Raw genomic sequence first — 21,541 nt, 5'->3', positions numbered from 1 at the left:
ACCGGTACCTGTTGTGCCGTCAACGGAAGCGATCGGGCTGGTCGAGGAAGCCCTTCACATAATGCGAGACCGCATCTTCCAATGTTGTAAAACCGCCGTTGTAGCCGGCGCCGCGCAACCGATCGACTTCGCTCTGCGTGAAGTACTGATAGCTGCCGCGAATCTGCTCGGGCATGTCGATATAGTCGATGTTCGGCCTGGTGCCGAGTGCAGTGTAGGCAGCCAGCATCAGATCCTTGAAGCTGCGCGCGGTTCCCGTCCCGACATTGAAGATGCCGCTGACATTGGGTGACGCCAGCAGCCACATCATTACGCGGACGACGTCCTCGACATAGATGAAGTCGCGGCGCTGATCGCCATCGGGAATACCTTCGCGATGCGACTTGAACAGCTGGATGCCGCGGCCGGCCTTGATGTCGTCGAAGCGCCGCGCCAGCACGCTCATCATTGAGCCCTTGTGGTACTCGTTCGGCCCGAACACGTTGAAGAACTTCAGGCCGGCCCATTGCGGCGGCATCTTTTCGCCCTTGGCGACGCGCTCGGCCACCGCGAGGTCGAACAGGTGCTTGCTCCAGCCGTAGAGGTTCATCGGCCGCAGTTTTTTGAGTTCGGGAACGGTCTGCTCGTCGCGAAAGCCCTGCGCACCATCGCCATAGGTCGAAGCGGACGATGCATAAATCAGCGGCGTCGCATTGGCCGTGCACCAGTCCAGCAGGCGCATCGAGAGGCGGAAGTTCGTTTCGATGACCAGATCACCGTCGGTCGCGGTGGTTTCCGAAATCGCGCCGAGATGAACGACCGCATCGAGCTTGCGGCCCTTCAGCCAGTCCATCAGTTCGGTTGGCGGCACCACATCCGCAAGTTGCCGCTTGGCGAGATTACGCCATTTTCCATCATGGCCGAGCACATCGCAGACGGCCACGTCCGCGCGGCCGGCGTCGTTCAACGCGGCCACGACATTCGATCCGATAAAACCGGCCCCTCCGGTCACAAGCAGCATGAAGTCCCCGATCTCATGATTGACCCACCTTTGCCCCAACCCTGCCCCACAGGCAACTTGGGCGCAGGGATGTCATAAAGACCGTGGGGACATATTTGGAAGCAACCCAAATGGCTTTACCTGCCGGAACGGAGCGGGTACCGACTTGAGCCGGATGTTGCCCGCGGTAGAACAGCGAAGTCCTTGAAAGAATGAACGTAAATTCCCCATACCAGGGCGTGACGGTCGATCCGGACGATACCCGGCCGATCCTGATCGTGCCCTATATGTGGATCGGCGATTTCGTCCGGGGTCATACGGTCGTCCGGGTCCTGAAAGAGCGCTGGCCGAACAGGCCGGTCGATTTGCTGGTGACCAGACTGGTCGCCCCGCTGGTCGACTACATGCCGGGCGTGCGCTCAGGCATCGTCTGGGACCTGCCCCGCAGCCAGCTTGCGCTCGCCAAACAATGGGAACTGGCCGCCACCCTGCGCGCTCGGAACTACGGCACCGCGCTGGTGATGCCGCGGACCTGGAAATCGGCTCTGGCACCCGCTCTGGCCGGCATCCCGGAGCGCATCGGCTTTGTCGGCGAGGCGCGCTTCGGCCTGATCAATCAGTGGCGCTGGGGCGAAAAGAAGCTGCCGCGCATGATCGACAAGAAATGCGCGCTGGCGCTGCCAGACGGCACGCCGCTGCCGCCGGAATGGCCGGTGCCCCAGTTCCGCGTGCCCGCCGACGAAATCGCGCGCTGGCGGCAGGCCAATGGGCTGGGAACCGGCCCGGCCGTGGCGCTCGGGCCCGGCTCGGTGGGCTCGTCCAAGCGCTGGACCTATTATGCCGAGGCGGCAAAACTGCTGGTCGCGCGCGGGCTGGACGTCTGGGTCATCGGCGGCCCCGGCGAGAAGAACCTCGCCAACGAGATCATTGCCGCCGCCGGTCCCCGCGCTCGCGACCTCACCACGGGCGACCTGCGCAATGGCGTGATCGGCATGGCCGCCGCCAATGTCGCCCTGGCCAATGATTCCGGTCTGATGCATATTGCTGCGGCTGTCGGCACGCCGACCATCGGCATTTTCGGACCGACCAGCCCGCAGCTTTGGGGACCGCTCAATCCGCTGGCGGCGACCGTGCAGACCAAGACCATCGTTCCGTGCCAGCCGTGTCACAGACCGGTCTGCACCATGAACAACCATGCTTGCATGCGGGACATTCCGGCCGACGATGTCGCCGAGATTATCCAAAGCGTGATGGCCGAGGCGTCCAACAGAAGCGCACAGATATGACGACCGCGCAGACAAAACCCGCAGCGTTTCTGGATCGCGACGGCGTTATCAATTACGACGACGGCTATATGGGCACGGCCGATCGCATCCGCTGGATGCCGAACGCGGCCAAGGCCATTCGCCGGCTCAACGATGCCGGCTATTTCGTCTTCCTGTTTTCCAACCAGTCCGGCGTCGCACGCGGTTATTTCACCGAAGACGAACTCAATACGCTGTTTAAGTGGATGCGCTCCGAACTCGCCGCACAAGGCGCCCGCATCGATGACGTCCGCTATTGCCCGCACCATCCGGCCGGATCAGTTGCGGGCTATCTGGAAGATCATCACTGGCGCAAGCCGAGCCCGGGCATGATCCTCGATCTGATGCAGCACTGGCCTGTGCAACGCAAAGGCAGTTTTGCCATCGGCGACCGCGATACGGATATCGAAGCGGCCAAGGCCGCGCATCTACCCGGCTTCCTGTTTGCCGGCGGTGACTTGGACGCGTTCGTTGCGGATATCCTGCAGGGTCAGAGCAGCCTGCGATAAACTTCCGCGATTCCGCGCGCTTCTGCATCGAGACTGAATTTGTCGAGCACACGCTGGCGTGCACGTTCACCCATGGCTGCAGCGGCATCGGGATCGCGCATCAGCGGCTCCAATGCCAGCATGAGTGCCACTGCATCGCCGGTCGGCACGAGCTTGCCGGTCACGCCCTCCTCGACCACGATCTCCGCGGCGCCCGCACGCGTTGCGACCAGCGCGGCCCCCGCCGACATCGCCTCGATCAGCGTCAGACCGAAGCCTTCATTGCGCGAAGTGAAAGCGTAGATCGTCAGGCGTTGATACCATCGCTCGACCTCTTCGATCGGCAACTCGCCGGTGATAACGATGCGCGACTGCAGACCGGCATCGGCGATCTTCTTCTTGAGGTCATTTGCAAAGCCGATCTGGTCCGGCGTGATTGCGCCGACGATGACGGCGATGAAATCGGGATAGCGCGGCAACAACTCGCACATCGTCTCGACAAACAGATCGGTGCCCTTCTGCGCGCGCACGCGGCCGAAGCAGCCGATTGCATAGCGCCCCGATAGCTTCGCCTCGGCAAACGCCGCTCGGCGATCGATGGGCGGCGCGTAGCGGTCGGTATCCACACCATGCGTCACCACCGTCGCAGACCGTTTCAGATATGACGCGGAAATATCGCTCGTCGCGATGATGGCGTCCATCCGGCTGATCAGCCAGCGTGTGATCCAGGTATGATGGCGTTGCGCTGCCGAGGTGAAGAGCAGTTTCAGCGGCCACCCGAGCGCCTTGAGCAGAACGCCGACAATCATCTCGTTGTTGCGCCGCGCGTGCCAGATCACAGGCTTGCGGCGCAGCCACAATTTCATGAGGTCGCCGATATCCATGCGCGCAATGCCGGCGGGCGCGTCGGATCCAAGCCAAGCCGCATCGAACATGTCTGCGAGTTTCGGCGCCACCATGCGATTGGTCGCCGTCACACCGGAGTAGCGCCAGTGCAGATTCGTGACGATCAGCTGCAGTTTATCGGCCGTTTTGCCCGCAATCGGCACAGGTGACTCCATTTCGCCCGATTTCCTATACGCAACATTAAGCATAGTGGCCAGTTGCCGGCCGTCGAAACCCACTCTTCATCCCGGGCGCGATAGCGTTCCCAAAACGGGAGAGTGAGTAAATCCAATGACCGTCCTTGTCACCGGCGGCGCCGGTTATATCGGAAGTCACATGGTCCATGCGCTGGTGGAAGCCGGCGAGAGCGTGGTCGTGATCGACAATTTGTCGACGGGCTTCTCAACATATCTCCCCGAGGGCGTTCCGCTGTTTATCGGCGATGTCGCTGATGAGAACCTTGTCGAGGGCGTCATTGCTGCCCATGGCATCGACGCCATCATCCATTTTGCGGGCTCTGTCGTCGTGCCGGAATCGATGCGCGACCCGCTTGCCTACTATCGCAACAACACGATGACGACACGCAACCTGCTCAGCGCGGCAGTGAAATGCGGCGTCAAGCGCTTCATCTTCTCATCGACCGCTGCCGTCTACGGCAATCCCGATTTCACGCCGGTGGCAGAAGATGCCCCAACGCGTCCGCTGTCGCCTTACGGATCATCGAAGCTGATGACCGAGATTATGCTGCACGACATCGCACCGGCCTATGGCATGGAGTTTGTCGCGCTGCGTTACTTCAACGTCGCCGGCGCCGATCCGCAGGGTCGCACAGGCCTCGCCACCATGGGCGCGACGCATCTGCTCAAGATCGCAGTCGAGGCCGCAACCGGTCAGCGCAGCAAGATCGACGTGTTCGGCACCGATTATCCGACGCCCGACGGAAGCTGCATCCGCGACTTCATCCATGTGAGCGATCTTGTGCAGGCCCACCGCGCCGCGCTGAGCTACCTGCGCGAAGGCGGAGCATCGACCACCCTGAATTGCGGCTATGGCCGCGGCTATTCGGTGCTGGAGACCATCGAAGCCGTACGACGTGCATCGGGCCGCAACTTCGCCGTTCAATACGCGCCGCGCCGCGACGGCGACATCATGACCATGATCGCCGATACGTCCCGAATCCGCGCCACGCTGAACTGGACGCCGCAATACGACGATCTAGAAACCATCGCACGTCACGCGCTGGCCTGGGAAGAAAAGCTAGCCCGAGAGCGCTATGGGATCGAATTAATAGCGAAGTCGGCCTAAGCATCCGATCAGCGCCGGCACTGCGTCGGCGTCTCTCCGAAACGCCGTCGAAACCGCTGATTGAAGTATGAGATCTCGTTGAAGCCACTGGCCAGCGCGATCTCACTGATCTTCAGCCGATCGCCCTGCTCGCTCGTCAGCAAACGCATTGCATGTTGCAGACGGCACTCCAGAAGGCGTTCGGTGAAACTCGATCCGGTATCTTGCAGGAGGTCCTGGAGATAGCGCGGCGACACATCCAGGCGGCGTGCGACCTGCCCCACCGAAAAATCCGGATCGGCGAAATGGCGATCGATCTCAGCAATAATCTCCTGCGTTCGCGACGCGCGCAGACCGCGCATCGACGCAAGTTGTGCAGCGTCGCCGCGGGCACCTAGCGCGAGCGCCGTCAGATCCAGCAATGTCGTGCTGATATGGCTGTCGAGCTCCGCATCATACGGATCGCGCAGCAGATCGACCGAGATGTCGATGTAGCGTCGCAGATGAGCTACGGCTGCGCGCCGTTCGTCGAGCGGCTGGATCAGGAGATCGTCGACATTTCCAATGAGAGGCAACAGGCGCTCCCTACTGACGGTCAGCGTCGTCGACGAGAAATCCGCATCCGAGCGCAAATCTGCCGGACGTCCGTTCGTGCCGAGAAAAGCGCAGTCTGACGACAAGGCCGTTTCGCGCCCCACCTGATCGACGACCAGCGTCCCCTCGCCTCGATGAAACATCAAACAGAAATCATCGTCCGGCCCGCGCGAGATTGCCGTTCTGGATCGTCGGATTCGACTGAACGTGCCGCCGAACCGGGTGACCCGCACATTCGAATAATCTGCCCAGTGCACGAACGCCGAGAACGGCCGATCTTCAGCACGTGTGATGTCCACGCAGCAGGTGAGCGCTTCCATGTTTTCGCACCACAGCGCGAATTTCTGGTGATCCGGTAATTCCGGACCAAACCCATCTGAGACGAAACTGGCTTGATGCATACGTCCAACTCGCTTCCGACCATTAGTGTAGCAGCACCAGACGATCTCATCACGCACGAATGCTCGTCAATGCAAAACGGAATCCTGCGACCGTATTGGTGTAGTGCGCATATGTGCTGTTGCGACAACGCCACATCGACGCGAAGTTTAGTGGCAGTGCGCGAGAACTAAAATCTGCTACGCGCATGAACAAGACCTCTCCGCCAGCCCTGTCATTGTGCACGTGGAAGCCGCGAGTCCCGGCATCATTCGCAGATGCCTTGGCTCGACGACACTTCACATGCGATCGCCGATGACGGCGATGCATCGGAAATCACTTGCCGCGCGCAAGAAACTGAGAGGCCTGATCATGAAGAGAGTATTCGCTGGCGCAGCACTGCTTATCGGTGCAGCCGTTCCTGCCGTTGCGGCGGACATGCCCTATCCGGTGAAGGCGCCAGTCGCGCCCGTCCAGGTGTTCTCCTGGACAGGCTTCTACGTCGGCGCCAATGTCGGTTTCGGCGGCGACAAGTTCGACTATCCATTTCAGGCTACACAGCGGCAGTTGCAGGCCGAAACTGATCCTCTGGTTGCCAGCACCGCGGGTAAATTCAGCCTAACCTCAAGCGGTTTCTTCGGCGGCGGACAGGCTGGTTACAACTATCAATACAACGGCGGCTTCGTCGTCGGCATCGAGACCGACTTCCAGTGGTCCGGTATCAAGGGCCGCTTCGAGGGTAATCAGACGCTGAACAATAACGGCGTGACCACGTCCGCGGCATTCGGCACCGGCTCCGAAGTCGAATGGTTCGGCACGATTCGCGGACGGCTCGGCTATGCATGGGACCGCGTGTTCCTGTACGGCACCGGCGGCGGCGCCTATGGCCGGGTCAACACCAACGGGAACTTTACTCTGACCGGCCCGAATGGTGTGCTCGGCCAGGTTGCGGCGGTGTCAGCCGGCCAGACACAGTGGGGCTGGACCGCGGGTGCCGGCCTTGAATATGCCTTCGCGCCCCAATGGTCATTCAAGACCGAATATCTCTATGTGGATCTCGGCCGGAGCACGCTGTTCTCCACCGCCGTCAACGACGTCGCCAATGGCTTCTCCTCCAACTCCAGCATCTCGGTCGATACCAGGTTCCACACCATGAAAGCGGGCGTGAATTACCGGTTCTGATCGGGTTACATCCTGCCAACCGGAAGCATGGCGCGTACCTGTCGCGTGCCGTGCTTTCGAGAGATTCTAGGGCAAAATCGGCCCGAATCCGGCGACGGACACCGCCGGGCCAATGGGTTAACAAAGTCTTGGCAAGCCCGATTTTGGCTTGAAAAACCGCGATTTAACGGGCAATCAGGCGGCTGTTTCGCAAGCTGACCCTGACGCCTCGGCAAATCCCTGCCCGGCGCCGTCGCTGGACCGCGGATGGCCAAGATTACTCGCAAAGTCACTGACGATCCTTACGGCGCCTGGGCGCTGATCCGCCGCTTGGTCGCCGAACAGGCGGTCACCTATTGGCGGCGCTATCTCCTGGCCTTCCTGCTGATGGCCGTCTCTGCCGCGACCACCGCGGGCGCCGCCTACATGCTCGGCGAGGTCATCAATCAGGCCTATGTGGACAAGAGCATCGAGCGGATCGCGCTGTTCTCGGGTTTCGTTGTGGTGATCTTCCTGATCAAGGGCGCCTCAACCTACGGCCACACCGTCATTCTCTCGAAGATCTCCAACGCCATCGTTGCCAACAATCAGCGCCGGCTGTTTGCCAAGCTGATGAACGAGAGCATCGGCTTCTTCTCGGAGCGGCATTCATCGGAATTCCTGCAGCGGCTCACCGCAGGCGCCAATTCGGTGACACAGGTGCTCAGCCTGCTGATCAACGCCGTCGGCCGTGACCTGCTGTCGCTGATCGCGCTGGTCGGCGTGATGGTGATGCAGGATCCATATATGGCGCTGTTCGGCTTCCTCGTCGCGCCGCCCGCCATGCTGGTGCTGCGCAAGCTGGTCCGCCGCATCAAGGGCCTCGCCCGCAACCAGTTCACCGGTACCACCGAAATTCTGGAAGTGATGCAGGAATCGCTGCAGGGTATCCGCACGGTGAAGGCCTTCACGCTCGAAAAGACCATGCAGCAACGCATGGAAGCGAGCATCACGGCCGTCGAGCAGAACGCCAACAAGATGGCGCGCGTCTCCAGCCGCTCTAGCCCGCTGATGGAAACGCTGGGCGGCTTCGCCATCGCGGCGTCGCTGATGTATGGCGGCTATCGCGTGGTGGCGATGGGCGCGACACCCGGGCAATTCTTTTCCTTCGTCACCGCCTTCCTGCTGGCCTATGAGCCGGCGAAGCGCCTGGCGCGGCTGAACATCGATCTCAACAGTCAGATCATCGGCGCGCATACGCTGCTCGAGATCGTGGACAGTCCGGCGTCCGAACCCAACGACGATCACAAACCGGCGCTGAAGCTGACCGATGCGCGCGTCGAATTGCATGACGTGACGTTCCGCTATCGCCCCAACGAGGTCGTGCTCAACCGCATGAGCTTCGTCGCCGAGCCCGGCAAGGTGACCGCACTGGTCGGCCCGTCAGGGGGCGGTAAGTCCACCGTGCTCGCGCTGCTGCTGCGACTCTACGAAGTCAGCGAAGGCGATATCACGATCGACGGCCAGTCGATCGGCCAGGTCTCGCGGCGCTCACTGCGCGGTCAAACCGCCTATGTCGGCCAGGACGTTTATCTGTTCCGCGGCACGATCCGCGAGAACATCGCCTTCGGCAAACCGGGCGCGACGGAAGACGAGATCGTCGCGGCAGCCAAGGCCGCCTGCGCCCATGATTTCATCCTCGGTTTCCCGTTGGGCTACGAAACGCCCGTCGGCGAGCACGGCGCGCAACTCTCCGGCGGCCAGCGCCAGCGCATCGCCATCGCGCGCGCGCTGGTGAAGAACGCACCGATCATCCTGCTGGACGAAGCTACCGCAGCGCTGGATTCCGAATCCGAAAAATCGGTGCAGGAAGCCATCGAGCATCTCTGCCAGAATCGCACCACGATCGTGATCGCCCACCGCCTGCACACCATCATGCATGCCGACGCCATTCTGGTGGTCGAAGGCGGCGAGATCGTCGAGCGCGGCCGCCACGACGATCTGCTGCGCCGTGGCGGGCGCTACGCCTCGTTCTTCCGCTTGCAACATCGTGATGCTTCGCCGCTGGCCCCGCTCGAGGCGTCGGCGTAAGACTTGCTACTGTTTTCTGCCGCGCAAGCGCGGCATTCGTTTTGATCCCAGCCTTCACAACCAGCCCGAGAGCCGTCCATGACCGCATCGTTCGTTATCGCCCCTCCGCCACAGGCCGCCATCGCCGTTCAGGGCGAGACTTCGAAATTCCCGGTGCGCCGTGTCTGGTGCGTGGGCCGCAACTATCTCGAGCACATCCGCGAACTCGGCAATGACGAGCGTAACCCTCCCTTCTTCTTCGCCAAGCACGCCGACATGATCGTGCCGGATCGCAGCGAGATCCCCTACCCGACCCTGACCAAGGACATGCAGCACGAGGTCGAGCTCGTTGTCGCGCTGAAGAGCGGCGGCCTCAACATCTCGCCGGAAAAGGCACTCGATCACGTCTGGGGCTATGGCGTCAGCGTCGATCTCACCCGCCGCGACCTCCAGACCATCTCGCGCAAGAAGGAGCAGCCCTGGGAAATCGGAAAGTCGTTCGACATGTCAGCGCCCACCGGCGCGCTGGTGCCCGCTTCGAAGGTCGGCCATCCCTCCAAGGGTAAGATCTGGCTCTCGGTGAACGGTACCGAACGCCAGAAGGGTGACCTGTCCGAAATGATCTGGAATATCGCCGAGATCATCGCGAAGCTCTCGCTGCAGGTCGAACTCGGCGCCGGCGACGTGATCCTGACCGGTACCCCGGCCGGCGTTGCAGCGCTTCAGCCAGGCGACAAGGTCGAATGCGGCGTCGATGGCATCGGCACCTTGAAGTTCGAAATCACCGCGCCCAAGTAAGGGCCGCACGCCTTTACTGCGAAAGGCCGCGCATGATGCGCGGCCTTTTTCGTTTCGGCTCCATCAGGGAAGCGATCCATGCCGCTCGAACTAGGTCTCGACACGTTCGGTGACGTCACACGTGGTGCAGACGGCGAAATGCTGTCACATGCACTAGTCATCCGGAATGTCATCGACGAGGCCGTCCTCGCCGATCAGCTCGGCGTCGACTTCTTTGGCGTCGGTGAGCATCACCGCGCAGACTTTGCCGTATCGGCGCCCGAAGTCGTGCTCGCGGCCATCGCGACGCGCACCAAGCGCATTCGCCTCGGTTCCGCTGTGACCGTGCTGAGCTCCGACGATCCAATCCGCGTCTTCCAGCGCTTTGCCACAGTAGACGCGGTCTCCAATGGCCGCGCCGAGGTCATTCTCGGCCGCGGCTCGTTCACAGAATCCTTCCCGCTGTTCGGCTTCAAACTCGACCAGTACGAGACGCTGTTCGAGGATAAGCTCGATCTGTTCGCAGCGTTGGCATCCGAGCCGGAAGTGACATGGAGTGGCACGACCCGACCGCCCCTCACCAATCAGCGCGTCTATCCACCGATCGATGCCGGCAGGCTGATGACCTGGATTGGCGTCGGTGGCAGCCCCGAGTCGGTTGTTCGCGCGGTGCGCTATGACATGCCCTTGATGCTGGCGATCATCGGCGGCGAGCCCGAGCGATTCAAACCCTATGTCGATCTCTATCATCGCGCCTATGCGCAGATTGATCGGCCGGTGAAGCCGATAGGCGTGCATTCACCTGGCTATGTCGCTGCCAGCGACGAGCAGGCCCGCGAGGAACTGTGGTCCGACTACAAGCAGATGCGCGATCGCATCGGCAAGGAGCGCGGCTGGCCGCCGATGCAGCGCCGCGAATTTGATCAGGAAGCCGAACACGGCTCGCTCTATGTGGGATCGCCCGAAACAGTCGCAAAGAAGATTGCGAAGACAGCAGAGACGCTCGGAATTTCGCGCTTCGATCTGAAATACAGCGCGGGACCATTGCCACACGAGAAGCTAATGACGTGTATCGAGCTATATGGAACAAAGGTCATTCCGATGGTCCGAGAGATGCTCAAATAACAAAAAGCCCCGGATCACTCCGGGGCTTTTCTTCTTCATCGTCAAAACAAACTCAGTAGCGGTAGTGGTCCGCCTTGAACGGGCCTTCGGTCTTCACACCGATATAAGCAGCCTGTTCCTTGCTGAGCGTGCTCAACTTGACGCCTATCTTGGCGAGATGCAGACGGGCTACCTTCTCGTCGAGCGACTTCGGAAGAACGTAGACCTCCTTCTTGTACTTGCCGTCCTTGTTGTTGGCATAGAGTTCGATCTGCGCCAGCGTCTGGTTGGTGAACGAGGCCGACATCACGAAGGACGGATGTCCGGTCGCGTTGCCGAGGTTCACCAGGCGGCCTTCGGAAAGCAGGATCATGCGCTTGCCGTCTGGGAAGGTGATTTCGTCGACCTGCGGCTTGATGTTGTCCCACTTCAGGTTCTTCAACGTGGCGATCTGGATCTCGTTGTCGAAGTGACCGATGTTGCAGACAATGGCACGATCCTTCATCGCGCGCATGTGCTCGATGGTGATGATGTCCTTGTTGCCGGTCGCGGTGACGAAGATGTCGGCGCGCGGTGCGGCGTCTTCCATGGTCACGACTTCATAGCCTTCCATCGCCGCCTGCAATGCGCAGATCGGATCGATTTCGGACACCAGCACGCGGCAACCAGCCTGGCGCAGCGAAGCGGCCGAGCCCTTGCCGACGTCGCCGAAGCCGGCAACCATGGCGACCTTGCCGGACATCATGACGTCGGTGCCGCGACGGATGCCGTCGACCAGCGATTCACGGCAGCCATAGAGGTTGTCGAACTTCGACTTGGTCACGGAATCATTGACGTTGATCGCGGGCCACAACAGCGTGCCAGCCTTCTGCATGTCGTACAGACGATGCACACCTGTGGTGGTCTCTTCCGAGACGCCCTTGATGCTGTCGGCGATCGCCTTGAAGTAGCCCTTCGGCTTCTCCTTGAGCTGCTTCTTGAGCAGCGCGAAGAACACTTCCTCTTCTTCCGAACCCGGCTTGTCCAGGAACGCCGTGTCGCCGTTCTCGGCCTTGAGGCCGAGATGGACATACATGGTGGCGTCGCCGCCGTCGTCGAGGATCATGTTGGGATGACCGCCGCCATGCCAGTCGAACAGCTTGGCGGTGTAGTCCCAATATTCAGTGAGGCTTTCGCCTTTGATGGCGAACACCGGAATGCCGGCGGCTGCGATCGCGGCAGCGGCATGATCCTGGGTCGAATAGATGTTGCAGGAGACCCAGCGGATGTCGGCGCCGAGCGCCTTCAGCGTCTCGATCAGCACTCCGGTCTGAATGGTCATGTGCAGCGAACCGGCAATACGCGCGCCCTTCAGAACCTGCTTCGGGCCGAATTCCTCGCGAGTGGCCATCAGGCCGGGCATCTCGGTCTCAGCGATCGAGAGCTCCTTGCGGCCGAATGGCGCGAGATTGATATCCTTGACGATGTAGTCCGTGAAACCGTTGGGGGCGGTCATGCTTTTATCCTTGATGAGAGAGCGATGCCGCAGCGCTCGCGCCTTCGCGAGCGAACACGGAATCTCGATGTGATAGTCACTTCTGGGTTCCGGGTTCGTATGCGCGAAGATGCGCACACGCCCCGGAACGACGAATTTGTGGTTAGACGTTGCGCTTCAGCGCATCGACGAGGTCGGTCTTCTCCCAGGAGAAGCCGCCGTCGGCGTCCGGCGTGCGACCGAAATGACCGTAGGCCGACGTGCGGGCGTAGATCGGCTTGTTGAGGTCGAGATGCTTGCGGATGCCGCGCGGCGTCAGGTCCATCGCGGCAGCAACGGCCTTCTCGATGGCATCGTCAGCGACCTTGCCGGTGCCGTGGGTGTCGACATAGATCGACAGCGGGCGCGCCACGCCGATGGCGTAAGCGAGCTGCAACGTCGCCTTGTCGGCGAGGCCTGCGGCAACGATGTTCTTGGCGACGTAGCGCGCGGCGTAAGCGGCCGAACGGTCCACCTTGGTGGAGTCCTTGCCCGAGAATGCACCGCCACCATGCGGGGCTGCGCCGCCGTAGGTATCGACGATGATCTTGCGGCCGGTGAGACCTGCGTCGCCATCGGGACCGCCGATAAAGAACTTCCCGGTCGGATTGATGTGCCAGATCGTCTTGTCGCTGATCCAGCCATCCGGCAGCGCCTTGCGGACGTAGGGCTCGACGCGTTCGCGCACCTGGTTCGAGGTCATGTCCTCGACGAGATGCTGATGCGAGACGACGATTTCGCGCACGCCGACCGGCTTGCCGTTTTCGTATTGCACGGTGACCTGGCTCTTGGAGTCGGGGCCGAGCACCTTTTCGGTACCGGCATGACGGGCTTCCGAGATCAGGCGCAGGATCTTGTGCGCGTAGAAGATCGGTGCCGGCATCAGCTCGGGCGTTTCGTTGGTGGCATAGCCGAACATGATGCCCTGGTCGCCAGCGCCTTCTTCGGCATTGGTCGGCTGCTTGGCATCGACGCCCTGTGCGATATCGGCCGACTGCGGATGCAGCAAAATCTCGACGTCAGCGGTCTTCCAGTGGAAACCGTCCTGCTCGTAGCCGATGTCCTTGATGGCGGCCCGAACGACAGCTTCGATGTGGTCGTTGGTGACGGTGGATGGACCGCGGGTCTCGCCGGCGATCACAACCTTGTTGGTCGTGGCGAGGGTTTCGCAAGCAGCGCGAATATCCCAGGGATCGATGCCCGCCTTCGGGCCTTCGCGGAAGAACAGGTCGACGATCTCGTCGGAGATACGGTCGCAGACCTTGTCGGGATGGCCTTCGGAAACCGATTCACTGGTGAAGAGATAAGACGCGCGCATCAACTGGTCCTCTAGGTTGCGCCGGAGCCCGGCAGCCTTCGTCACATTGTTCCGGAAATGTCAGTCGCGACGCCGCGAGATGACGTAGGATTCGTCGTAAAACCAGAGACCGTTGTGCTTGCGCAGAACCTCTCGGGTGGCATCCAGGTAACGGCCGCTCTCCGTCACTTCCGTCAAACGGTCATCCTCGATTTGAGCCACGTAAACCGCCGCGTTCCACGCTGCAAAAGCCGTCGAAGTTCCGATCGATCCGGTCACCTCGTTCGGCAGCGCCTCCATGGCGTAGCGAAAGATCGACCGCTGGTCGGAATAGGCATTGAAGTTCAGATCGCGGCCGGCTGAGCCCAGCTCATATTTCACCGCCCGCAATAGCTCATGCCGGCTCACGGCGAAAGGATTTTCTTTGGGCCAGACGGCTTGAACGATCTCCATACCGGGGTCCTGCCCATGCGAGTGGATACCGATCAGTCGCCCACCTGCCCGCAGCGCCCGGGCCAGCGGCGCCATGATCCGTTTGGCCCGAAATTGTACCGAAGACTTCGCCCGATAGGGCTGGGACGCGATAATCAGGTCAAAATTGGCCTCCGTGCGCCCTGCGCGGGGGATAATCGAATCCAGCAGGAACCGGTGATCCTCGCGATAAACCACCAACGCCACAGGCCGTTCATAGGTCGGCATGCCTGATCGGGGGTTGATGCTGGCCCGCCAGTTGTCCTCAAGAAAAGCTCCAAGTCCGGCGATCTGGTCGGCGAATTCGCCGGACGAAGCCCCCCGCAGCGGAACCTCGTGCCAGATCATGGCGGCGGCAGCGGCCGGCGATGCCGGGGTGAGCGTGGGCGCCTCGGCATAGTGCATGTTGGTCAGGACGAAGACCGTGGCCGGATGCTCGAACAACCGGTCCGGCACCTTGTCGAGGGTCAGTCGCACGTCCTCCAGGCTGAGCTCCTTGCCCGCGATGTAGAACGGCATATGCGGAAAACGGCCGTGCATCGAGCGCATCACCCGCGCCAGCACCGTGCCGTCACCAACGCCGGCATCAAACACCCGCAGCGCTGGCGGGCGCGGATGAATGCTGGCCAATTCGAGCCCGACGCGATCGGCAATCACCCGCTTTTCCGAGCAGGTATGGACGAACAGCAGGTATTTCTGCCGGTTCTCGAAGAAGCGGAAATTGCTGCGCGGATCGCGCCGTTCGATTGGCGGCTCCAGCCCGCGTGGCGGCGGCACGCCCTCTGGCATCGATTGGGCAATGAAGGCCTGAATCCGCTCCAGCGTGTCGATGGTGATGCGCTTTCCCTCACGCAGGCGATTCACCAGCTTGCCGTCGTTGACGGCCCGGCGACCGAAGGTCGACTCCGCCATCTCCGCCTGTCGGCAGAAATCCGAGATGATTCCGAGGATCTGATCGTTCTTCATGTGCGGGGATGTGACTGGAAGTGGGCAGAATTATGCTTGGCCCACTCTTTAGCACGATCTGCCCACAGATGATATACGTGATCCGGCATCGCCGCTGCGGTGTGCAAGTCACGGTGTTCTGCTAAAACACAGCCGCGAAGCGCTCTTCAGAATGATCTTCAAGACAAAGGCAATCTCCCATGCATATCGCCATGATTGGCACTGGTTATGTCGGCCTCGTATCCGGCGCTTGCTTCGCCGATTTCGGGCACCACGTGATCTGCGTGGACAAGGACAGCAGCAAGATCGACGCCCTGCTCCGTGGCGAGATCCCGATCTTCGAGCCCGGCCTGGACGCGCTGGTGGCCAGCAATGTGAAAAGCGGCCGGCTCGGCTTCAGTCTCGACCTCAGTGAAGCCGTGAAGACGGCGGATGCCGTGTTCATCGCGGTCGGCACCCCGTCCCGCCGCGGCGATGGCCACGCTGATCTCAGCTACGTGCATGCCGCCGCGCGGGAGATCGCCGCCAACCTGCGCGATTTTACCGTGGTCATCACCAAGTCGACCGTGCCTGTCGGCACCGGCGACGATGTGGAACGCATCATCAAGGAAGCCAATCCCGACGCCGACGTCGCCGTGGCGTCAAACCCGGAATTCCTGCGCGAGGGCGCCGCGATCCGCGACTTCAAGCATCCGGACCGGATCGTTGTCGGCACCGACGACGAGCGCGCACGCACGGTGATCTCGGAGATCTATCGCCCGCTTTATCTCAATCAGGCGCCCATCATGTATACGGGTCGGCGCACCGCCGAGCTGATCAAATACGCCGCCAACGCATTTCTCGCGACCAAGATCACGTTCATCAATGAAATCGCCGATCTGGCGGAGCGGACCGGCGCGGATGTCCAGGACGTCGCGCGCGGCATCGGCCTCGATAACCGCATCGGCGCCAAGTTCCTGCATGCAGGCCCCGGCTTCGGCGGCTCGTGTTTTCCGAAGGATACCCGCGCACTGGTCAAGACCGGTCAGGACTACGACGCGCCGTTGCGGATCGTCGAGGCAGTCCTCACCGTCAACGATAACCGCAAGCGCGCCATGGCCCGGAAGGTGTCTGCCGCGCTTGGCGGCAATCTGCGCGGCAAGACCGTCGGCGTGCTCGGACTGACATTCAAGCCCAACACCGACGACATGCGCGAGGCGCCGTCGATCCCCTTGATCACCGCGCTTCAGGATCTCGGCGCGACCGTGCAGGCCTACGATCCCGTCGGCATGGAACAGGCCAGGCACGAACTGCCGGATATCACCTATTGCGACGATGCCTATGCATGCGCGACTGGCGCCGACGCGCTGGTGATCGTGACCGAGTGGGAACAATTCCGCGCGCTCGACCTCGCGCAAGTGAAGCAGAAGATGAAGCAGCCGGTAATCGTGGACCTGCGCAACATCTACCGCCCCGAGGAGATGGAGAAGGCCGGCTTCACCTATGAAAGCGTCGGGCGTGGAAAGTCCTGAGAGCTCATCGTCAGGAGACTAAATGCAAATGCCCGGCAAAAGCCGGGCATTTTTGTTGGCGAGCCGCCGGTCAGGCGACAACGGGCTTACTTGCCCCAAAGCTCGTTCGCGACATCGACCGCGAGCTTGAGCTTGGCCCACTGCTCTTCTTCGCTGAGGATGTTGCCTTCCTCGGTGGAGGCGAAGCCACATTGCGGCGACACGGCCAACTGCTCGAGCGGCGCGAACTTCGAAGCCTCTTGTAGACGCGCCTTGATGTCTTCCTTCTTCTCGAGCTCACCGAACTTCGAGGTGATGACACCGACCACGACGACCTTGTTGCCCTTCGGCAGGAAGCGCAGCGGTTCGAAACCGCCGGCACGATCCGAATCGTATTCGAGGAAGTAGCCGTCGTAATTGGTACCAGCGAGCAGTGTTTCAGCCACGGGCTCGTAGCCGCCCGACGAAATCCAGGTGGAGCGGAAGTTGCCGCGGCAGACATGCGTGGTGATCACCATATCCGCAGGACGCTCGGCGATCGCGTAATTGATGATGCGCGAATAGATCTGCTGCAGATTGTCGGCATCCTCGCCGCGCGCGCGGACCTTGTTCAGTTCATCTTCCGAGCAGAGATAGGCCCAGACCGTGTCGTCGAACTGCAGGTAGCGGCAGCCGGCGTCGTAGAACGCCTTCACCGCCTTGCGATAGGCCTTGGCGAGATCCTCGAAGAACACTTCGATATCCGGATAGACCTCCTTCGAGATCGCCTTGCGACCACCGCGGAAATGCAGAACTGCCGGCGACGGGATGGTCATTTTCGCGGTGACGCCCGCCGTGTCGCAATGCTTCTTCAGGAACTTGAAGTGCGCCAGCATCGGATGATCGTCGGGGAAATCCACCTTGCCGATCACGCGCACCGAGTCATGACGGGTCTCGACGCCGGTGAACTGGATGCCGGTGTCAGGATGATAGAGTTCGCAGCCAGTCAGCTTGGCGAGGAAGTCGAAGTGCCACCACGAACGACGGAACTCGCCGTCGGTGGCGAGCTTGAGGCCGGTCGAGGCCTGGCGATGCACAACCTTCTCGATCTCGATGTCTTCGACCTTGCGCAGGTCGTCGGCCGAAATCTCGCCCTTCTCCAGCTTAGCGCGCGCTTCCTTGATCGATGCGGGCCGCAACAGGCTGCCGACTTCGTCGGCACGAAACGGGGCTTTGATTCTCTGCATAGTCGTTACTCCAGAATGCTCGGTTTGCAGATCAGCCGGGTGTACCGGCCGCGTGTTTATTCTTGCTGCCGGCCGCGCCGGCGACGCCGAGGAAATGCTCCAGCACGGCGGGATCGGATTTCAAAGCAGCACTCGTTGCATCATGCACGATGGTGCCGCGTTCCAATATCACGACACGATCGGCAAGCCCGAGTATTTTTTGGGCATTCTGTTCCACGATGATGGAACAGATGCCGCCGGCGCGTGTGATCTTGCCCAGCGCTGCCAGCAACTCATCGACGATGATCGGTGCAAGGCCTTCGGTCGGTTCGTCCAGCAGCAGCACCTGCGGATTGAGCGTCAGCGCACGGCCAATCGCCAGCATCTGCTGTTCACCGCCGGAGAGTTGATTGCCGAAATTGTTCTTGCGCTCTTCGAGCCGCGGAAACATCTCGTAGATCTTCTTGACGTCCCATGGCCCAGGCTGCGCCACGGCGGTCATGTTTTCTTCCACGGTGAGCGAGCGGAAGATATTGCGCTCCTGCGGCACCCAGCCAATACCGGCTCGCGCACGCTGGTCCGGCCGCAGCGACGTGATGTCTTTCCCGCCGAGCTTCAGCGTGCCGCTGAAGCGGCGGGTAACGCCGACAATGGAATTGATCAGCGTGGTCTTGCCGGTGCCATTGCGCCCGAGCAGTGCCAGCACCTGGCTTTCGCCGAGTTGCAGCGTCATCTTCGGAATGACCACGGCTTCGCCATAGCCCGCGCGCAGGTCATTGATGTCGAGAAGATCAGACATCGGCGCCCTCGCCCAGATACACGGCCTTGACGCGCGGATCGCGCGCCACTTCGTCCGGCGGGCCTTCCACCAGCATGGCGCCCGCGACCAGCACGGAGATACGATCGGCAAAGGAGAATACCAGATCCATGTCGTGCTCGATCAGCAACACGGTGACGTCGCGCGGCAGGCTGGCGACGGCCGAGAGAATATCGTGGCGCTCGCTTTCCGGCACACCCGCAGCCGGCTCGTCGAGCAGCAGCACACGCGGCTTGGTGGCGATGGCGACGGCGATCTCAAGAAGGCGCTGCTTGCCATAGGGCAATGTCGCCGTCGGCTCGTTCATGACGTCGAGCAGGTGAAAGCGCGCGAGGTTTTCCGCGATCGCGTCATTGACGTCACTGCGGGTGCCCATGCGACGCCACCAGTCGCTGCCATGGCCGAGATGTTCGGACGCAGCGAGACCAACCGTCTCCAGCGGTGTCATGTCGGGATAGAGCTGATTGATCTGGAAGGTTCGCGACAGCCCGCGCAACACGCGCTTGTGCACCGGCAGCCCGGTGATGTCGTTGCCCTCGAGCAAGATGCGGCCGGAATTGGGCTTGAGCACGCCGGTCAGAAGATTGATCACGGTTGTCTTGCCGGCACCGTTCGGGCCGATCAGCGCGTGGCGCGCACCGGCCTCGATCTTCAGCGACAGATCGCGCGTGACCCGGAGCCCACCGAAGGATTTTTCGAGATTGACGGTTTCCAGCGCGATGGTCATGGCGCCTCACCTTCCGGCGCAACGACCGGCGTCTTGGCACGGCCGAACTTGCTCGCGATCAGCCGCGGCAGAAACAGCGCCCAGCGATGCATCCGGTCGCGGCCGATCAGCACGATGACAACCAGCACGGCACCAATCCAGAACTGCCAGTATTGCGGCGTGATCGTCGAGAACAGTTCCTGCAGCAATTTGAAGATCACGGCACCGATCAACCCGCCATAGAGATAGCCGGTGCCGCCAATGATTAGCACCAGCATCAGGTCCGCCGAGCGGTCGAAGGCAAAACCGTCGAGCGAGGCCAGCGCCGTCGTCTGCGTCGAGAGTGCACCGGCAACGCCCGCATAGAAGGCAGCTATGGTATAGATCGCGATCAGTCGGCGATTGACTGGAATACCGATCGCCGAGGCGCGCAGCGGATTGTTGCGGATCGCTCGCAGCGACAGGCCGAATGGCGAATGCACGATGCGTCGCGCCAACAGGAACAAGACGAACAGCACGCAGAGACAATAGATGAAGCCGACCTTGCCGAAGATGTCGAACGAGAACTGGCCGAGAATCGGCGCCATCTCGATGCCCTGAAGGCCATCGGAGCCACCGGTGATATTTGAAAAGCGGTTGGCGAGCTCGCGCAGCAACAGCGCAATACCGAGCGTCACCATCAGCCGCGTCAGATCTGACCCGCGCATGACGAGGAAGCTCGTCACGAAGCCAAGCGCCATCGCGGCAAGACCGGCAACAACCAATGCAATCACCGGTTCGGTGACGATGCCGTGCAGTGCCAACAACCCCGCAGCATAGCCGCCGAAGCCGAAGAAGGCGGCGTGGCCGAGCGAAACGATGCCGGCATAGCCGAGGATGAGATCGAGCGAGAGCGCAAACAGGGCCAGCCACGCGATTTCGGTGAGGATCAGGTAGCGGTTCGGAAACAGCAGGATGCAGCCTGCGGCGGCGAGCCAGAACACGACTTCAGGCCAGCGCCATTGCGCACGCGCCATAGCGAAGGTGCCGACTTCCGGATGGGTGGTGCTATTCGCTGTCATGATGCCCTCACCGCGCCGCGGTGCGGCCGAACAGGCCGTTCGGGCGCCAGATCAGGATCACGATCATCATGGTGTAGATCACGAAGGCGCCGAGCTTCGGCACGTAATATTTGCCGGCGACATCGCCGATGCCCAGCAGTAGCGAGGCCAGGAACGGCCCGGTGATGCTGGACGAACCGCCGACCGTCACCACGATCAGGAAGTAGATCATGAACTTCAGCGGGAAATACGGATCGAGGCCGAGGATTTCGGCGCCAAGTGCACCGCCCATGCCAGCCAATCCGCAGCCGAACGCGAAGGTCAGCGCGAAGACTTGCGGAACGTTGATGCCCAAACCTGACGCAGCCCGCGGATCGTCGACCGCGGCGCGCAGCCGGCTGCCGAAGCGCGTCTTCGACAGGATCATCTGCAATGCGATGGTGAGCAATCCGCAGATCACGATGATCATCAGGCGATAGCGGCCGACGCCAAGGCCGAACAGATTGATCTGACCCTGCAGATAATCCGGCAAATGGATAAAGGTCTGCGCTGAGCCCATGAAGTAGTCCATCGCCGTCACGGACATGAAGACGAGGCCGATGGTGAACAGCACCTGATCCAGATGGCTGCGCGTATAGAGGTGGCGATATAGCGATCGCTCCAGCACGGCGCCGATCGCCGCGCTCACCACGAAAGCAATCGGCAAAGCCGCGAAGAATGGCAGGCCGGCGCGATTGACCAGGATCGCGCAGGCATAGCCGCCTGCCATGGCGAAGGCGCCGTGCGCGAGGTTGACGAAGTTCATCAGGCCCAGCGTCACCGCCAGTCCGCACGCCAGCACGAACAGCAACATGCCGTAGGCGACGCCGTCGAACAGAATGGTGAGAAGGGTCATGGGATGGTGAGCACTTTCTTGTCCCTCCCCCTTGCGGGGAGGGTGGCCGGCCGCAAGGCCGGTCGGGTGGGGGTGCCGCATACTCTGCAGAGCTCGGGGCACCCCCACCCCGGCCTCCGCTTCGCTCGGCCGACCCTCCCCGCAGGGGGGAGGGAGACC

At 61.6% G+C, this 21,541-nt stretch carries 19 protein-coding genes; 8 read left to right on the top strand and 11 right to left on the bottom strand.

The annotated features are described in order from the left end of the window. Positions 1–19: 19 nt before the first annotated feature. Complete coding sequence (gene rfaD / locus AB8B02_RS06430) at positions 20–1,000, bottom strand: ADP-glyceromanno-heptose 6-epimerase (RefSeq protein WP_439063466.1); 981 nt, start codon at positions 998–1,000, stop codon at positions 20–22. 191 nt (positions 1,001–1,191) lie between these two features. Between rfaD and waaF the strand changes: the two genes are divergently transcribed. After that, positions 1,192–2,265 carry a lipopolysaccharide heptosyltransferase II gene (gene waaF / locus AB8B02_RS06425; RefSeq protein WP_439063465.1) on the top strand — a complete coding sequence of 358 codons (1,074 nt, stop codon included), beginning with the start codon at positions 1,192–1,194 and terminating at the stop codon, positions 2,263–2,265. Beyond that, positions 2,262–2,792, top strand: coding sequence for an HAD family hydrolase (locus tag AB8B02_RS06420; RefSeq protein WP_439063464.1), 531 nt, complete (start codon positions 2,262–2,264; stop codon positions 2,790–2,792). Before waaF ends, AB8B02_RS06420 begins: the two co-directional genes overlap by 4 nt. Here AB8B02_RS06420 and AB8B02_RS06415 read toward each other — a convergent pair. Beyond that, on the bottom strand, positions 2,774–3,832 hold the full coding sequence (locus AB8B02_RS06415; protein WP_439063463.1) for a glycosyltransferase family 4 protein: 1,059 nt from the start codon (positions 3,830–3,832) through the stop codon (positions 2,774–2,776). The two genes, AB8B02_RS06420 and AB8B02_RS06415, sit on opposite strands and share 19 nt — an antisense overlap. A 115-nt stretch (positions 3,833–3,947) precedes the next feature. Between AB8B02_RS06415 and galE the strand changes: the two genes are divergently transcribed. Beyond that, a complete protein-coding gene (gene galE, locus AB8B02_RS06410) occupies positions 3,948–4,961 on the top strand; it encodes a UDP-glucose 4-epimerase GalE (protein WP_439063462.1) in 1,014 nt (337 codons plus the stop codon). Between the two features lie 8 nt (positions 4,962–4,969). Here galE and AB8B02_RS06405 read toward each other — a convergent pair whose 3' ends face one another. Beyond that, positions 4,970–5,992, bottom strand: a complete 1,023-nt coding sequence (locus AB8B02_RS06405; RefSeq protein WP_439063461.1) for an AraC family transcriptional regulator — start codon at positions 5,990–5,992, stop codon at positions 4,970–4,972. Between the two features lie 292 nt (positions 5,993–6,284). Here AB8B02_RS06405 and AB8B02_RS06400 point away from each other — a divergent pair, with 292 nt between their 5' ends. The 4 genes from AB8B02_RS06400 (at position 6,285) to AB8B02_RS06385 (ending at position 11,024) form a co-directional block, all read left to right on the top strand. Then, complete coding sequence (locus AB8B02_RS06400) at positions 6,285–7,094, top strand: outer membrane protein (protein ID WP_439063460.1); 810 nt, start codon at positions 6,285–6,287, stop codon at positions 7,092–7,094. Between the two features lie 246 nt (positions 7,095–7,340). Beyond that, positions 7,341–9,143: an ABC transporter ATP-binding protein gene (locus tag AB8B02_RS06395; protein ID WP_439063459.1), complete on the top strand. Its 1,803-nt coding sequence runs from the start codon at positions 7,341–7,343 to the stop codon at positions 9,141–9,143. Between the two features lie 78 nt (positions 9,144–9,221). Further along, the gene (locus AB8B02_RS06390; RefSeq protein ID WP_439063458.1) at positions 9,222–9,920 is read left to right on the top strand and encodes a fumarylacetoacetate hydrolase family protein; all 699 of its coding nucleotides are present in this window, start codon (positions 9,222–9,224) and stop codon (positions 9,918–9,920) included. 78 nt (positions 9,921–9,998) lie between these two features. After that, positions 9,999–11,024, top strand: a complete 1,026-nt coding sequence (locus AB8B02_RS06385) for an LLM class flavin-dependent oxidoreductase (protein ID WP_439063457.1) — start codon at positions 9,999–10,001, stop codon at positions 11,022–11,024. Positions 11,025–11,076: 52 nt separating this feature from the next. Here the strand turns inward: AB8B02_RS06385 and ahcY are convergent, their stop codons facing one another. From ahcY to AB8B02_RS06370, 3 genes are all read right to left on the bottom strand, one after another. After that, complete coding sequence (gene ahcY / locus AB8B02_RS06380; protein WP_089268227.1) at positions 11,077–12,498, bottom strand: adenosylhomocysteinase; 1,422 nt, start codon at positions 12,496–12,498, stop codon at positions 11,077–11,079. Between the two features lie 142 nt (positions 12,499–12,640). Continuing rightward, the gene (gene metK, locus AB8B02_RS06375; RefSeq protein WP_089268239.1) at positions 12,641–13,834 is read right to left on the bottom strand and encodes a methionine adenosyltransferase; all 1,194 of its coding nucleotides are present in this window, start codon (positions 13,832–13,834) and stop codon (positions 12,641–12,643) included. A gap of 60 nt (positions 13,835–13,894) precedes the next feature. Then, positions 13,895–15,250 carry a hypothetical protein gene (locus AB8B02_RS06370; RefSeq protein WP_089268228.1) on the bottom strand — a complete coding sequence of 452 codons (1,356 nt, stop codon included), beginning with the start codon at positions 15,248–15,250 and terminating at the stop codon, positions 13,895–13,897. 179 nt (positions 15,251–15,429) lie between these two features. On the opposite strand from AB8B02_RS06370, the gene AB8B02_RS06365 reads away from it, so the two are divergent. Then, on the top strand, positions 15,430–16,740 hold the full coding sequence (locus AB8B02_RS06365) for a UDP-glucose dehydrogenase family protein (protein WP_439063456.1): 1,311 nt from the start codon (positions 15,430–15,432) through the stop codon (positions 16,738–16,740). Positions 16,741–16,826: 86 nt separating this feature from the next. Here the strand turns inward: AB8B02_RS06365 and AB8B02_RS06360 are convergent, their stop codons facing one another. The 5 genes from AB8B02_RS06360 to AB8B02_RS06340 are packed head-to-tail and all read right to left on the bottom strand — an operon-like array spanning position 16,827 to position 21,382. Beyond that, a complete protein-coding gene (locus AB8B02_RS06360) occupies positions 16,827–17,945 on the bottom strand; it encodes a cobalamin-independent methionine synthase II family protein (protein WP_439063455.1) in 1,119 nt (372 codons plus the stop codon). Positions 17,946–17,976: 31 nt separating this feature from the next. Beyond that, on the bottom strand, positions 17,977–18,723 hold the full coding sequence (locus tag AB8B02_RS06355; protein WP_068738179.1) for an ABC transporter ATP-binding protein: 747 nt from the start codon (positions 18,721–18,723) through the stop codon (positions 17,977–17,979). After that, on the bottom strand, positions 18,716–19,468 hold the full coding sequence (locus AB8B02_RS06350) for an ABC transporter ATP-binding protein (protein ID WP_089268231.1): 753 nt from the start codon (positions 19,466–19,468) through the stop codon (positions 18,716–18,718). Before AB8B02_RS06350 ends, AB8B02_RS06355 begins: the two co-directional genes overlap by 8 nt. Beyond that, positions 19,465–20,508, bottom strand: coding sequence for a branched-chain amino acid ABC transporter permease (locus tag AB8B02_RS06345; protein ID WP_439061313.1), 1,044 nt, complete (start codon positions 20,506–20,508; stop codon positions 19,465–19,467). The genes AB8B02_RS06350 and AB8B02_RS06345 overlap by 4 nt, the downstream gene beginning before the upstream one ends. A gap of 7 nt (positions 20,509–20,515) precedes the next feature. Then, complete coding sequence (locus tag AB8B02_RS06340; protein WP_068738185.1) at positions 20,516–21,382, bottom strand: branched-chain amino acid ABC transporter permease; 867 nt, start codon at positions 21,380–21,382, stop codon at positions 20,516–20,518. Positions 21,383–21,541 lie beyond the last annotated feature (159 nt).

The sequence above is a fragment of the Tardiphaga sp. 862_B3_N4_1 genome (assembly GCF_051811085.1).
Classification (GTDB): Bacteria; Pseudomonadota; Alphaproteobacteria; order Rhizobiales; family Xanthobacteraceae; genus Tardiphaga; species Tardiphaga robiniae.
Note: the sequence above shows the minus strand (reverse complement) of the source record. Positions and strands in the feature narration are given on the sequence as shown.